This window comes from Malaciobacter pacificus (assembly GCF_004214795.1).
Classification (GTDB): Bacteria; Campylobacterota; Campylobacteria; order Campylobacterales; family Arcobacteraceae; genus Malaciobacter_A; species Malaciobacter_A pacificus.
Genome location: NZ_CP035928.1, coordinates 348,044 through 362,523 on the forward strand (window position 1 = coordinate 348,044; position 14,480 = coordinate 362,523).

At 26.6% G+C, this 14,480-nt stretch carries 16 protein-coding genes; 12 read left to right on the forward strand and 4 right to left on the reverse strand.

Annotated features, from left to right (window positions below; all coding sequences use genetic code 11):
• Positions 1 to 173 precede the first annotated feature (173 nt).
• From APAC_RS01820 to APAC_RS01855, 8 genes are all read left to right on the forward strand, one after another.
• Positions 174 to 980 (forward strand): peptidylprolyl isomerase, encoded by an 807-nt coding sequence (locus tag APAC_RS01820; RefSeq protein WP_130232492.1) that lies wholly within the window; start codon positions 174 to 176, stop codon positions 978 to 980.
• Between the two features lie 21 nt (positions 981 to 1,001).
• The gene (gene fbaA / locus APAC_RS01825) at positions 1,002 to 2,069 is read left to right on the forward strand and encodes a class II fructose-bisphosphate aldolase (protein ID WP_130232493.1); all 1,068 of its coding nucleotides are present in this window, start codon (positions 1,002 to 1,004) and stop codon (positions 2,067 to 2,069) included.
• 84 nt (positions 2,070 to 2,153) lie between these two features.
• Entirely contained in the window at positions 2,154 to 3,587 is a 1,434-nt protein-coding gene (locus APAC_RS01830) for a leucyl aminopeptidase (protein ID WP_228255932.1), read from the forward strand.
• 108 nt (positions 3,588 to 3,695) lie between these two features.
• Positions 3,696 to 4,253 (forward strand): nitrate- and nitrite sensing domain-containing protein, encoded by a 558-nt coding sequence (locus APAC_RS01835; protein WP_130232495.1) that lies wholly within the window; start codon positions 3,696 to 3,698, stop codon positions 4,251 to 4,253.
• Positions 4,254 to 4,478: 225 nt separating this feature from the next.
• Complete coding sequence (locus APAC_RS01840; RefSeq protein WP_130232496.1) at positions 4,479 to 4,895, forward strand: CHASE3 domain-containing protein; 417 nt, start codon at positions 4,479 to 4,481, stop codon at positions 4,893 to 4,895.
• Between the two features lie 38 nt (positions 4,896 to 4,933).
• A complete protein-coding gene (locus APAC_RS01845) occupies positions 4,934 to 5,230 on the forward strand; it encodes a transposase (protein WP_044416656.1) in 297 nt (98 codons plus the stop codon).
• Complete coding sequence (locus tag APAC_RS01850; protein WP_233750439.1) at positions 5,227 to 6,108, forward strand: IS3 family transposase; 882 nt, start codon at positions 5,227 to 5,229, stop codon at positions 6,106 to 6,108. The genes APAC_RS01845 and APAC_RS01850 overlap by 4 nt, the downstream gene beginning before the upstream one ends.
• Before the next feature lie 76 nt (positions 6,109 to 6,184).
• Positions 6,185 to 7,507, forward strand: coding sequence for a methyl-accepting chemotaxis protein (locus tag APAC_RS01855; RefSeq protein WP_130232497.1), 1,323 nt, complete (start codon positions 6,185 to 6,187; stop codon positions 7,505 to 7,507).
• Here APAC_RS01855 and APAC_RS01860 read toward each other — a convergent pair.
• The 4 genes from APAC_RS01860 to pedF are packed head-to-tail and all read right to left on the reverse strand — an operon-like array spanning position 7,504 to position 10,489.
• The gene (locus APAC_RS01860; protein ID WP_130232498.1) at positions 7,504 to 8,403 is read right to left on the reverse strand and encodes a quinoprotein relay system zinc metallohydrolase 1; all 900 of its coding nucleotides are present in this window, start codon (positions 8,401 to 8,403) and stop codon (positions 7,504 to 7,506) included. The two genes, APAC_RS01855 and APAC_RS01860, sit on opposite strands and share 4 nt — an antisense overlap.
• Positions 8,403 to 9,137: a thiosulfate oxidation carrier protein SoxY gene (locus APAC_RS01865; RefSeq protein WP_130232499.1), complete on the reverse strand. Its 735-nt coding sequence runs from the start codon at positions 9,135 to 9,137 to the stop codon at positions 8,403 to 8,405. Before APAC_RS01865 ends, APAC_RS01860 begins: the two co-directional genes overlap by 1 nt.
• Before the next feature lie 27 nt (positions 9,138 to 9,164).
• Positions 9,165 to 10,034, reverse strand: coding sequence for a substrate-binding periplasmic protein (locus APAC_RS01870; protein ID WP_130232500.1), 870 nt, complete (start codon positions 10,032 to 10,034; stop codon positions 9,165 to 9,167).
• Positions 10,035 to 10,057: 23 nt separating this feature from the next.
• On the reverse strand, positions 10,058 to 10,489 hold the full coding sequence (gene pedF / locus APAC_RS01875) for a cytochrome c-550 PedF (RefSeq protein ID WP_130232501.1): 432 nt from the start codon (positions 10,487 to 10,489) through the stop codon (positions 10,058 to 10,060).
• Positions 10,490 to 10,635: 146 nt separating this feature from the next.
• On the opposite strand from pedF, the gene APAC_RS01880 reads away from it, so the two are divergent.
• The 4 genes from APAC_RS01880 to APAC_RS01895 are packed head-to-tail and all read left to right on the forward strand — an operon-like array spanning position 10,636 to position 13,440.
• On the forward strand, positions 10,636 to 11,592 hold the full coding sequence (locus APAC_RS01880) for an ABC transporter substrate-binding protein (RefSeq protein ID WP_130232502.1): 957 nt from the start codon (positions 10,636 to 10,638) through the stop codon (positions 11,590 to 11,592).
• A gap of 12 nt (positions 11,593 to 11,604) precedes the next feature.
• Positions 11,605 to 12,336: an ABC transporter permease gene (locus APAC_RS01885; protein ID WP_130232503.1), complete on the forward strand. Its 732-nt coding sequence runs from the start codon at positions 11,605 to 11,607 to the stop codon at positions 12,334 to 12,336.
• A gap of 1 nt (position 12,337) precedes the next feature.
• Positions 12,338 to 13,036: an ABC transporter ATP-binding protein gene (locus APAC_RS01890; protein ID WP_130232504.1), complete on the forward strand. Its 699-nt coding sequence runs from the start codon at positions 12,338 to 12,340 to the stop codon at positions 13,034 to 13,036.
• On the forward strand, positions 13,036 to 13,440 hold the full coding sequence (locus tag APAC_RS01895) for a DUF411 domain-containing protein (RefSeq protein WP_130232505.1): 405 nt from the start codon (positions 13,036 to 13,038) through the stop codon (positions 13,438 to 13,440). The genes APAC_RS01890 and APAC_RS01895 overlap by 1 nt, the downstream gene beginning before the upstream one ends.
• Positions 13,441 to 14,480: the final 1,040 nt, after the last annotated feature.

Below are 14,480 nucleotides of genomic sequence, written 5' to 3' on the forward strand. Positions count from 1 at the left end.
GAATTGTATCATAAAAATTTAAAAATTTAAAGGGTTTTTAAGCTAAATTTTAAAATTTATAAAAAACTACTCAAATCAAGTGGTAATTATTTTTATTATTTAAAAATTTTAAGTTAACTTTTTATTAATGTATAAAAGATAAAATATCAACAATTAAATGATTAAGGAATAATATGAGAAAAGTAGTATCAAGTTTTGTAGCTTCAATTGCATTAGTTTCTACGCTAAGTGCAGCTGATTTTTACGCAACAGTTGACGGAGAGAAAATTACTAAAGATGATGTTGCTATGGCATTACAAGACCCAAGAATTAATTTTGAGAAATTACCAAAAAATGCTCAAAAAGAAGTTCTAGAACAAATTATTAATAGAAAGCTAATTGCAAAAGATGCAATTAAAAATGGAATTGAAAAAGATAAAACATTTGAAAAAGCTATTAATAAAATGAAAGAAGATTTAGCTTTCCAAATTTGGCAAAAAAATGAATTAGAGAGTTTAAAATTTACAGATTCACAAAAAAAAGATTTTTATGAAAAAAATAAAGATAAGTTTGTACAACCAGGTAAATTAAATGCAAGACATATTTTAGTTAAAACTGAAAAAGAAGCAAAAGATATTATTAAGCAATTAGATAAAGCTTCAGATAAAGAAGCAAAATTTATTGAGTTAGCAAAAACTAAATCTGAAGGACCAAGCAAGAAAAATGGTGGAGATTTAGGAGAGTTTTCTGAAGCTCAAATGGTTCCAGAGTTTTCAAAAGGTGCTAAAAGTTTAAATCCAAAATCTTACTCAAAAACTCCAGTTAAAACACAGTTTGGTTACCATGTAATTTATTTAAAAGACAAAAAACCATCTAAATCATTATCTTTTAAAGAAGTAGAAGGTAATATTTCACAAATTCTTATCGGAAATGAATATAACAAGAAAGCAAAAGAACTAGCTGATAAACTTAGAAGTAAAGCTAAGATTGTTATTAAATAATTAATTACACAAGGAGATAGAATGGGTGCATTAGATGTAGTAAATGCGGGAGTATTAACAGGTAGTGAAGCAAAAAAACTTTTTGCTTATGCAAAAGAGAACAACTTTGCTATTCCAGCTGTAAATGTTGTAGGAACTGATTCTATAAATTCAGTTTTAGAAGCAGCAGCTAAAGTAAATTCACCAATTATTGTTCAGTTTTCAAATGGAGGAGCAGGATTTTATGCTGGAAAAGGTTTAAAATCTTCTGATGCTGCAGTATTAGGTGCAATTAGTGGAGCTAATCATGTTCATACTATGGCAAAAGCTTATGGGATTCCAGTAGTTTTACACACTGACCATGCTGCAAGAAAACTTTTACCATGGATTGATGGTTTAATTGAAGCTAGTAGAGAAAACTTCAAAAAGACTGGAAGACCTTTATTTACTTCACATATGTTAGATTTATCAGAAGAGCCATTAGAAGAGAATATTGGAACATGTGTTGAGTATTTTAAAACTATGAATGAACTTGATATGATGATTGAAATCGAGTTAGGAATTACTGGTGGAGAAGAGGATGGTGTTGATAACTCTGATGTTGATAATGCACTTTTATATACTCAACCAGAAGAAGTATGCTATGCATATGAAGAGTTAAGTAAAGTTAGTGAAAACTTCACTATTGCTGCATCTTTTGGAAATGTACATGGTGTTTATAAACCAGGAAATGTAGTATTATCTCCAAAAATTTTAGATAACTCACAAAAATTTATTACTGAAAAACACTCAACTGATTCAAAACCAGTTGATTTTGTATTCCATGGTGGATCTGGTTCTGAGTTATCAGAAATCAGAGAAGCAATTGATTATGGTGTAATTAAAATGAATATTGATACAGATACTCAATGGGCAACTTGGGATGGAGTTAGAGGTTTTGTAGCTAAAAACCATGATTATTTACAAGGTCAAATTGGTAACCCAGAAGGTGAAGATAAACCAAATAAATCATACTATGACCCAAGAAAATGGCTAAGAGCTGGTCAAGAGTCTATGATTGCTAGACTTGAAGTAGCATTTTTTGATTTAAATTGCTTAAATAAAAACTAATTAATTTATAAAACTAGCTTATAGCTAGTTTTATAACACTGCTTTCAATTTAAAATTATATAATATCCCTAAAGGATTAAGTTTATGAATATAGTTTTAAATAAAGAAAAAATAGAGAATATTAACTCAGATTTAGAGTTAGTACTAATAAAAAATAAAAAAAATTTAAATTCTAAGATTAAAAAAGTTTTAGATGAAATAAACTTTTTTAGTTCAGCATATAATTGTTTTGCATCTCAAAATGAAAAAAAACTTTACATATATGTGAATGATAAATCAAATGAAACATTTAAAATAGCATTTAGTAAAGCTTTAAATAGCGTTAAATCATATAATATTGATTCTATAAAATTAGATATTGTTCAATTGAAAAAAGAATTAAAAATTAATAATATCGTAGAGGGCATATTATTAGGAACATATACTTTTAACAAGTATTTAAATGATAAAAAGAAAAATGATATTAAGATAATTATTTCTACATACAATTCTATTACAAAATATGAAGATTTAAAGAAGAAGTTAGCATACTCTTTATCTTTAAGTAATAGTGTAAATTATGTAAGAGATATAGTAAATAGTGCCCCTGAAGATTATTATCCTAAAGTTATGGCTAGTGATGCTTTAAAAATTGCAGAAGATTCTAAGATTAATTGTGAAGTTTATGGTGAAGACTATCTTCAAGAAGTTGGAATGAATGCTATGTATAGTGTTGGAAAAGCTTCAAGACATGAATCTCAGTTAATACATCTTTCTTATAAACCTAAAAAGCCTAAGGCAAAAATAGTTTTAGTAGGAAAAGGACTTACATACGATACGGGAGGACTTAGTCTAAAAAGAGGCGAAGGTATGATTTCTATGAAGTGTGATAAAGGTGGGGCTAGTGCTTTATTAGGTGTGATGAAGTTTTTAAGTGAAAATGATGTAGACATTGAAGTTCACTCTATTTTAGGTGCTGTTGAGAATATGATAGGTGGAGATGCTTATAAACCTGATGATGTACTTAAAACTTATAGTGGAAAAACTGTTGAAGTTACTAATACAGATGCTGAAGGAAGATTGGTACTTGCTGATTGTTTAACTTATGCACAAAAGAATATAAAAGATATTGATTATATTTTTGATTTTGCAACATTAACAGGAGCTAGTATTGGAGCTTTTGGAGGATATACGACGGCTGTAATGGGATATAATGAAAAGATTAAAAAATTAATTACTAAAGCTTCAAATAAATCAGGAGAGTTAGTTGGATTTTTACCTTTCAATCAATTTATGGAAAATAAATTAAAAAGTTCAATTGCAGATATGACAAATACAAGTTCAAATAAAAATGGGGGAGCAATAACAGCAAGTTTGTTTTTATCTAACTTTATTGAAAAAGAAAATAAAAATAAATGGTTACATTTTGATATAGCAGGTCCTTCATATAGAAAAGAGACATGGGGATATAATCCTTATGGTGCAACAGGATGTGCAGTGAGATTAGTTGTTAGATTCTTAGAAAATATAAATAAATAACAAATTAATAATTTGAAGATTACACTTTGATTACAAAAAAAATAAGCTAATTTTGATTTTATAAATATTCTAATATATTTCCATTAATTAATCATTTTAAGGGAATATATGAATAGTTTAAAATTAAAAAATAAGATTTTTTTTGTACTCTTACTACCTCTAATAAGTATCTGTATATTATCAATCTTAATTATTTTTGAGAATATTGAACAACAAAATAAGATAAAGGAAACTAGTTCTTATTTAAAAATATCTCAAGCAGTTTCATCTTTAATTTACCAGTTTCAAATTGAGAGGAACATATCAAATAAATATTTAAATTCTTATGGAGAAAGATATAAAAAGAATTTATTAGCCCAAGTTGAAAACACAATTAATACTGAAATTGAATTAGAAAATAGCTTTAAAGAGTTTGATAATGATAAAAGTTTTATAAAAGAGTATAAACAAAAAAAAGAAGAGTTAAAAGTTTTAAGGGATGATGTTTTATCTTTAAGAGTTGATGAATCAACTTTATTAAATTTTTATGATGAAAAAATTAAAAATCTTTTTCTGTTTTTAGACGAATTAATACTTCATTCAACTGACTCAAAAATATCAAAATTAATCCAATCTTATGTAGCCTTATCTAATTTAATTGATAAATCATTTAAAGAAAAGCAGTAACTTGAAGAGATTTTTTCAATAGGAAAAATACAAATTGAAGATTATTATAATATTGGTTCTTTATTATCATCTCAAAAAACCTATATTGATATCTTTGAAAAAAATAGTACAGATGATATTTTAAAAATTTACAATGAATTCAAACTTAGTGATTCTTATAAACAAATTGAAAAATACAGAGAGATTCTATTATATAAAAATCAAAAAGATAATCTTTTATTAGCAATGAAAGGTGAAGCTGGTTATGGTGGATTAATTCATGATTTTAAGAATTATATATTAAGAGGAGATAGTAATTATTTAACATCATTACAGCAAAAACACACAAATATTTTAAGAACAATTAGAAAATATAAAAGATTAAAAAATGTTACAAAAGAAGAGAAAAAGCATTTAAAAATAGTTCAAAGAGTATTTGATAAATATCTTTTAGCAAGTGATGAAATAGCTCAATATAAGCAAGAAGGCTTATCAATATTAGAGATTGATGAGAAAGTTAAAATAGATGATACAAAAGCTTTAGAAACATTAGATAAATTATCAAAAACAATCTATGGAACATCTTTATCACAATGGAGTAATATCTCTACTTTAAGAATTGAAGAGTGGAGTGGTAACATAAATTCAGACAAAGAATTTTAGAGATTCTGCGTTAAAATAAAAAATGAATAAGGGTTACCATGAGAAAATATAGTCAAGAGTTTAAAGACTCAACAGTACAATTAATTATTAACAATAATGAAAATGTAAAAGATATAGCAAAAGATTTAGATTTAAATCCAAAAACATTATATGCATGGGTTACTGCATATAAAAAAGAACATAATATTCCAATGAGGAATATTGAAATAAAAAGTACACTCAAAGAGAGTGAAGCTGAAGAGCTTAAACGCTTACGTAAAGAGAATAAGATTTTAAAGCAAGAAAGGGATATATTAAAAAAAGCAACAGCATACTTCGCAAAAGAAACTCTATAAAGTATGCCTGGATACAAAAACATACAAAGAGTTTCAATATCAATAAAATGTGTAAAATTCTAAAAGTAAATAGAGCTTCATATTATCATTGGGTAAAAGCTGGTTGTATTGTAAAAAAAGTAGATATTCAACTTAATGAACTTGTAAAATCTATATTTGTTTTTGGTAGAAATAATTATGGCAGTAGAAGAATTCAAGATAAACTAAAAGAACTCTATGGGCTTATTGTATCAAGAAGACGTATTTCTACTATTATGAAAGATTTGAATCTAAAAGTGAATATTAAAAGAAGATATAAAAATACTACAGATTCAAATCATAATCTACCAATAGCACCAAATATTTTAAATAGAGATTTTTATGCTTCAAATCCTAATGAGAAATATGTTGGTGATATTACTTATATTCCTACTGGAGAGGGATGGTTGTATCTTGCAACTGTAATTGATTTATATTCAAGAAAAGTTGTTGGATGGTCTATTGATGATAGTATGAAAGTATCACTTGTAAATGATGCTTTAGATATGGCAATTAAACATAGAAATCCACCTAAAGGACTTATTTGGCATACAGATCGAGGAAGTCAATATGCTTCTTATAGTCATAAAGATTTATTGCAAAAATATGGAATAATTCAAAGTATGAGTAGGAAAGGAAATTGTTGGGATAATGCAGTAGCAGAGAGTTTTTTTAAATCATTAAAAAATGAGTTAATTTATCAGAAATATTTCTATACTAAAAAACAAGCAAAACAAGAGATTTTTGAGTATATTGAGTTTTATTATAATAGAACAAGATCACATAGTTATCTTGGAAATTTATCACCTGTTAGATTTGAAGAAATCAATTTGATGTTACAAAATGAAATAGCTGCATAGAATTATAAAAAAAGTGTCTTATTTTAAGTTACCACTCCAATCTGAAGTTGAAGCTTTAAGAGGTATTATTAATAAAATGATTGATAGAACTAAATTAAAACTTGAAAATATCAACCTATTACTTAACAACTATACTTCTAATAACTATACTTTTGAATTAAATGACATTCAAAAGAAAGGCATGTACGGTGACTTTGGTATTGTTTATAATTCAACTACACTATTAGCTCAAACAACATCTCAATTAATAGCTATGATTACAAATGCAGGTAAAGAGTTAAATGATAACACAACTACACTAGCAACATCATCATATAATTTATCAATTGCAGCTAACCAACAAGCTTCATCATTAGAGCAAACTGCTGCATCACTTGAAGAGATAACTAATAACCTTAAAAATAATAGTCACAGTATTAATAAAATGAGTAACATTGCAGATGAGTTAAATATCTCTTCTCAAAATGGAGCAAATCTAGCAAATCAGACTTCTGATTCTATGAGTGAAATAAATGATAAAGTATTAGCTATTAGTGAAGCGATTGCAATAATAGATAAAATAGCATTTCAAACAAATATTTTATCACTAAATGCAGCTGTTGAAGCAGCAACTGCTGGTGAAGCTGGCAAAGGATTTGCTGTTGTTGCTGCTGAAGTTAGAAATTTAGCTTCAAGAAGTGCTGATGCTGCAAATGAGATTAAACTTTTAGTAAGTGATGCAACATCAAAAGCAAATGAAGGTAAAAATATTGCCAATAATATGATTGAAGGATATAAGACTTTAAGTTCTAAAATTTCTGAAACAAAAGAGATTATAGATGAGGTTACACACTTTAGTAAAGAGCAAGAAGAGGGTATTATTCAAATTAATCAAACAATAAACCAATTAGACCAGGCTACACAAAATAATGCATCAACTGCTAATGAAATTGATACTTTATCTAATCAAGTTGCTAAATTATCACATAGATTACTTCAAATTACTTCAAAGGCAAATATAAAAGATATCTATTATGAAATGGTTAATGATATTGACTTCTTAAATCAAGTTTCTAAATATAAAAATGACCATATTAATTTTAAAAAGAACAATTATAAAGTCTTAGATAGTTATGAGAATTCAACAGTTGTTGATTGTAAGTCTTGTAATATGGGTAAATGGATTATATCTTGTGAAAATAATCATAATTACTTTACTAAAACAAAATATTGGGATGAGTTAAAACAAAGTCATCAGTTAGTTCATAATGAGGTTCAAAACTATATATCAAGCAATCATAAAAAAGTTGATAATTCAAAACTAAAAGTTATAGCTAAAGATATTGAAAGCTATACTTTTGAAGTTTTTGATAAATTAGATAAAGTTGTATTATTAAACTCTAAAAATAAGTTAAATTAAAATTTTTTTTCGTATGAGGGATATAAGTTAATTATACTTCTCTCATACTCTTGTGTAAATAATGAATAGTTTTTAAACTCATTAGGAACATCTAAAGAGAGTATCTCAAAAGTATCTAAACCTTCTTCTACAGAGTTTTTTAATCTATTATCTAAGAAAGTTAAATAATTAATATTTTCATCAATTACATTTTTTGAGTAAGCCACTGCTCCATGACCTGGAACTAATGTTTTAAAATCAAATTTTTTTAATTTTTCTAATGTTTTTATCCATTTTTGTAAATCAGCATGGGGAGTTGCTAGAGCTCTTTGATTAAATATTAAATCTGATGTATATAAAGTTTTTGTATTTTTATCAAAAATTACAACATCACTTTTTGTATGTCCATCATATAAATAAACCTCTAGTTCATAGTTATTAAGTTTTAAAGTACCTTCTTTTAATACTTTATTTGGAGATAATGATTTTGTAGTATAAGCAGTATCTTCTATTAAGTTTGCCATATTACTTACATACAATTCTCCATGGCTTTTTATTTCATTTAGTGTATAAGTTGTACCATAAATATTTACATTTTTAAATACATAATTACCCAAGAAGTGATCAGGGTGATGATGTGTATTTATTACATATTTTATGGGTTTATTCGTAATTGTTTTAATCTTTTCTTTTAATTGCTTTGCATACTCTACAGTAGAACCTGTATCAATAAGAATAACACTATCTTTAGTTATAATAAATGCACTATTAGAGATGTCCCCACCATTTGAAGGTGAGAAATACTCTTTTTTACCTTCAAAGTAGTAGCTGTTTTCAGATACTTTTATAGGTTTTAAATCAAATTCAAAAGCAAAACCACAAACAGTTAGTGTTGTAAGTGATATTAACTTTTTCATTAGAATTTCAACTCAAAACTATTTGCATCATTATCTTTAAAAAGAATATTTAAATTAGTGTATTTATTTTTCGTTTCGAAGATAAATCTAGGGTTTTCACTAATTGCAGGAGTTAATTTAATCTCATCAATTAAACTATTTCCATCTTTAATTAAGATCGTATCAACAAAGAATTTTGTATTACCAAATATTAGACCAGTTTCCATTGGATGAAAAACAGAAGCTTTAATTCTAGTAATACCTTTTTTATCAAAAACTTGACCTTTTGTTTGTCCTAAGAATTTAGAAAATTCGCTATTTTGTGATGCTTGAGAAGAGATGTCACATCCTCCTCCATTACTATGAATGTTCGCACTTCCAACATGCCATAATCCACTTGAGTCTTGAACTAAAGCTCTTAATGGTGTTTCTTGAGCTACTTTTATATTTGATGAAAAAATAGGAAGTAGTTTAGTTGTTGGCATATCAACAATTTGAGCAATTGGATTTAAATCTGCAAAAATAATAAGTCTTTTGGCATCTTTAATTTTTGTTGCATCAACATAAATTGGAACTTGAACAGGATTGTCTGCAAAACTAGGAACTTTAATTGTGATATTTTTATCATCAAAGATATATTCCTCTTCACCAATTATGGATTTTACTAAGTCGTCAAATGTTGGAGATATAATTGGATTTTTAGCACTTGCGGTAGTTGCTAAAAATACTAGGATGAAGAAGAATATATGTTTCATGATAAATCCTTTAAATTTATTTATTTTTTATTCAACAGTCTTTGCAATTGGTGCCTGGTATTTAACTCCATATTTTTCAAAGATTTTAGCTATATTGCCATTTTCATACTCTTCATGAAGTAAACCATCTATGTGGTAACTTAATGGTCTAAATTCACTATCTACTGCAACTGCTAAATCCCATTTAGATTTAACTTGAGGAATACTATCACTCATGAAGTATTTATCTTGATTGTTGTTGTAATCTAAATAGTATTCAAGTTGTGATTTTAATCCTGCAATTGCATCAATTTTTCCTGATAAAAAATCTTTTACTGCATCTTCATACTTAAAGTAATGCTTAACATTCTCCCTTATTAAACCTCTCGCAAATGCAGATAAATGTAAATCAGGTAATGCATCAAGTTCTACTCCAATTGTATGATAGGCAAATATAGCCAAGTTTTTAAACTCTGGTATTACTTTTTTATGAGTTGCAATAACCCATCTTTCACTTTGGTAAGGTCCTCTAATTGAGACTCTTTCATTGATTAATTCACCAGTATAATCATCTGTTAGTCTTAAATAGTCATAATCATAAGGAACTCTAAACATTACATCAGCTTTATTCCTATGTATAAGGTTACCTTTCCAAAGTGTATTTCTTAAGTCATCTGATAGTGTTTCATCTGTACCTGTTTGATAAAATACAGGTTTTACATCAAGTGAAGCTGCAAGTTTTTTACCTAAATCTACATCGATTCCAGTTAACTTTCCATCTTTAATAAATGAATAAGGAGGAAAGTTTTCATAAACTGCTATTACCATTTCTCCACTTTTTTGAATATCTTCTATACTTCTTGCGTGAGCAAAAAGAGTAAGTAAGATTAATAAAATCGATGACTTAAGAATTTTCATTTTTTACTTCTTTTTTAATTAAATTATTCTGGTTGAGGTAAAGATAAAACGTAAGTTCTAATTGCCCACATAGCTTCTTGTGGTAAGATACCTTTAAATGGTGGCATGTAAACATTACCATTTCTAACTGCACCATTCATAAATCTCTCAATAAACCACTCATCACCATCAAATCCAGCTTCTAAATATCTTAAATCAGGAGCAACTCCACCAGAAATTGCATCTAATCCATGACATCTAGCACAGTTTTCAGAATATTGGATTTTTCCAAACTCAACTACTTTTTTATCATCAGTTTTGTATGGATTCTCTTCCAGCATCTCTTCACCTAATAATGGAATTCCAGCTTTTTTGATTACTTCAACATCAATTGCTTGTGGAGTTACACTACCATGTCCAAATGCACATACTGCAGAAAATAGTGCAGCTAATCCAATTTTTTGAATTTTATTCATAATTTTCGTCCTTTTTTTTGTTTTGAATATTGAAATTATAGACAAATTTTATAGCTTGATTATAGCGATTAAAAAGAATTCTAAAATGCTAAACTCATGCTATAAAAATCCTATACAATTTTATAAAAATAATTTAAGGATTCCCTATGAACAAGTTTTTATTTACAATGTTAATACTAACAATAAATTTATTTGGATTAGATAAAATAAAAGTTGGTGTATTAGCATTTGGTACTGTTAATTGGGAGTTAGATGTAATTAAAACTAATGGTTTAGATAAGAAGTATAATTTTGATTTAGAAGTAGTAAAACTTGCTTCTAAAAATGCTACATCTATAGCATTCCAATCTAAAAGTGTAGATGTTTTTGTAACTGATTGGATCTGGGTAAATACCCAAAGAGAAAGAGGTAATGACTTTACATATTACCCTTACTCTAAAGCAAATGGAACACTATATGTTCCAATTGATAGTAAAGCAAAAACACTTTTAGATTTATCAGGTAAAAATATAGGTGTTGCAGGTGGTCCTGTAGATAAAACATGGTTACTTCTTAGAGCATATAGTAAACTTAAATATAATAAAGACTTAATTGATATAGTAAAACCTACATTTGCAGCACCACCTATTTTGATGAAAAAAGTGCTAGATGGTTCTTTAGATGGAGCTATAAATTTTTGGCATTTTAATGCAAAACTAAAGGCAAAAGGTGCAAAAGAGTTCATTGATATTTCTAATGTATTTGAAGAATTAGGTGTACATAGTAGTATTCCAATGATTGGATGGACATTTAGAGTTGAAGATATACAAAAAAATGAAAAACTATATAAATCTTTTATTTTAGCTACACATGAGGCTAAAGAATTACTACTTTCAAGTAATAAGGAGTGGGAGAGACTAAAGCCACTAATGAATGTTAAAGATGAAAAAACTTTTGAAGCATTAAAAGAAGGGTATAAATTAGGTATAGTAAAAGAGTTAAATGAAAAATCAAAAAAAGATTTATCAAAAGTTTTTAATATATTACTAAAAGAAGGTGGGGAGAGACTTATGGGGTCGAGTAAATATTTACAAGATGAAACTTTTTGGAATTTTAAAAAATAGATAGGTTGTAATTTGAATCAAACAAAAGTTGTATCGATTATTTTATTTATAATTATTTGGCAAGCCATATCTATATTTGTAAACTCTTCTGTCTTTCCAAGTGTTGTTGATATAGTTGGTGATTTAATGAAACATTTAGGTGATGGGGATTTACTCTTTCATCTAGGAGTTACCCTAAAAAGAGTTTTTATAGCTTTTAGTATTGCTATGATTATAGGAATATTTATAGGAATTCTTATGGGAGTTTCAAGAAAAATAGATGATTTGTTTGATTTTCTATTAGTTCTTGGTTTAAACATTCCAGCTTTAGTTACTATTGTTGTTTGTTATATTTGGTTTGGATTAACTGATTTTGCAGCACTATTGGCAGTTATTATAAATAAAGTTCCTATTATTGTTGTAAATGTTAGAGAGGGTACAAAAGCAATAGAAAGAAAGTATTTAAATCTTGCAAAAGTTTATAATGTATCTAAAAAAGAGACTTTTTTTAAAGTTTTTTTACCACAAATTTACCCATATATTATGGCTTCAACAAGATTATCTTTATCTTTAATTTGGAAGATAGTATTAGTAGTAGAACTATTAGGAAGAAGTGATGGGATAGGGTTTAAAATATCAATGTTTTTCCAATATTTTAACATTACATCAATTTTAGCATATTCACTAGCTTTTGTTATAGTAATTTTATTGATTGAAAATTATATTTTAAAACCAATTGAGAATAAAATAAGTGCATGGAAATAGAATGATAGATATAAAAATTAACTCAAAATATTTTGAGAAAAAAGAGATATTAAAAGATATAAATTTAAATATTGAACAAAAAGAGTTTATATCTATTTTAGGTCCATCTGGATGTGGCAAAAGTACTTTTTTAAATATTTTAAGTGGATTAGATAATGATTATGATGGAAAAATTAATTTATCAACAAATAATGTTTCATTTATGTTTCAAGACCACAGGTTACTTCCTTGGCTAACTGTAAAAGAAAATTTATTACTAGTTTCAAAAAATAAAGATATAAATGAAATAATAGAGCTTCTAAAGCTTATAGATTTAAATGAAGTTTTAGATTTTTATCCTAAAGCCTTATCTGGAGGTATGAAAAGAAGAGTTGCATTAATTAGAGCATTTATTAATCAACCAGATGTAATTTTTTTAGATGAGCCTTTTACTTCTTTAGATTTTCCAACTGCACAAGATTTAAAAAAAGAGTTTTTAAATTTATGTCAAAAATTTAATCCAACAGTTATATTAGTTACCCATGATATTAGTGAAGCAATACTTTTTTCTAATAGAATTTTATTTTTATCTAAAAACCCAGCAAGTTTGATTTTAGAGTATCAAAATCCAAATGAACAAAGTTTTGATATTAAAAAAATAGATGAAATTAAAAATCAATTATTTGATTTATATCCAAATATATTAAAAGGAGAAATATAATGAAAAAAATAATATTGAGTTTTCTAGTATTCTTTTCTACATCATTATTTGCAAATGAGAATAAAATGCAAGTATTTAAACCTTTGACAAGTACTTGTCCTGCTTCTTGGTATGAGGAGATGAAGAATATTACAAAAGATGTTGAAGTAATTACTTTAAGAGATGTAAAAGCAATAAAAAGAGATGTTGGAGTACCCTATGAACTTCAATCTTGTAATACATCTTTTTTAAATGATTTTGTATTTGAAGGGAATGTACCTCTTGCTGCTATAAAGGATTATTTAGCAAATCCTGTAAAAAATAGTATAGGATTAGCTTTACCTGCTTACGAAAATGATAAAGATAGAAAAAAAGTGTTTGTTATATTTGAAGATAAAACTTATGAAGAGTTTGGAATGTATTGATTATATGTTTTAAAAATAATCTAAATAACCTTTATAAATAGCAATTCAGTTCAAATATATTATACTTCATATATTTATTATTTTATTAAAGGCTGCCTCTATGAAGAAAAAATTATCAATCAGATTCAAATTAATTACTATAGTTGTAAGTGGATTAATTCTTCTAGGGTCATTAATATCCTATATCTCTATTAATATGTCCATGACATCACTTGAAAAATCTGAAATGGATAAATTAAAAGCTGTAAAAACTACTAAAAAAAATGAAGTACAGACATATTTTAATACTTTAGAATCTTTACTTTTATCTCTTGCTCAAAGTAAAACTACAAAAGATGCTTTTTTAGATTTTTATGAGGGGTTTCATAATTTAGAAAATGAGGTTGATTTAGGAATTGATTTTATTGAAGAGCAAATTATCGTTGATTTTCAAAAAAACTATTTAGATTTAGTTAATTACAATGTTCCAAATAGTGATCAAAGAAAAGATATAAATATCTATTTACCTGTAAATAACAACTCTTTAATTGCACAGTATATTTTTATTACAGATAATAAAGAGAAATTAGGTGAAAAGAATAATTTGATTTATAATGAAAAATATAAATCAAAATATATGGATGCCCATAAACTATACCACAGTACATTCAATGAGTTTTTAATACATTATAGTCTATATGATATTTTTATGGTTGATTTAAAAGGTAACTTAATCTATACAGATTTCAAAGAAAAAGATTTTGCTACTAATTTAATTAATGGTGTGTATTCAAAAACTGGTTTAGGAAAAGCATATAAAAAGGCTTTAGATCTTGATAAAAACCAAATAGCCTTTGAAGACTTTGCTCCTTATGAACCTAGTTATAACTCAGCTGCTTCATTTATCTCTACACCAATTTTTATTGATGGGAAAAAACAGGGTGTTTTAATTTTCCAAATGCCAGTTGATAAAATAAATGAAATCATGAATTTCAATGGTCAATATGAAGAGGCAGGTTTTGGACAAAGTGGTGAAGCATATTTAATTGGTAGTGATTATA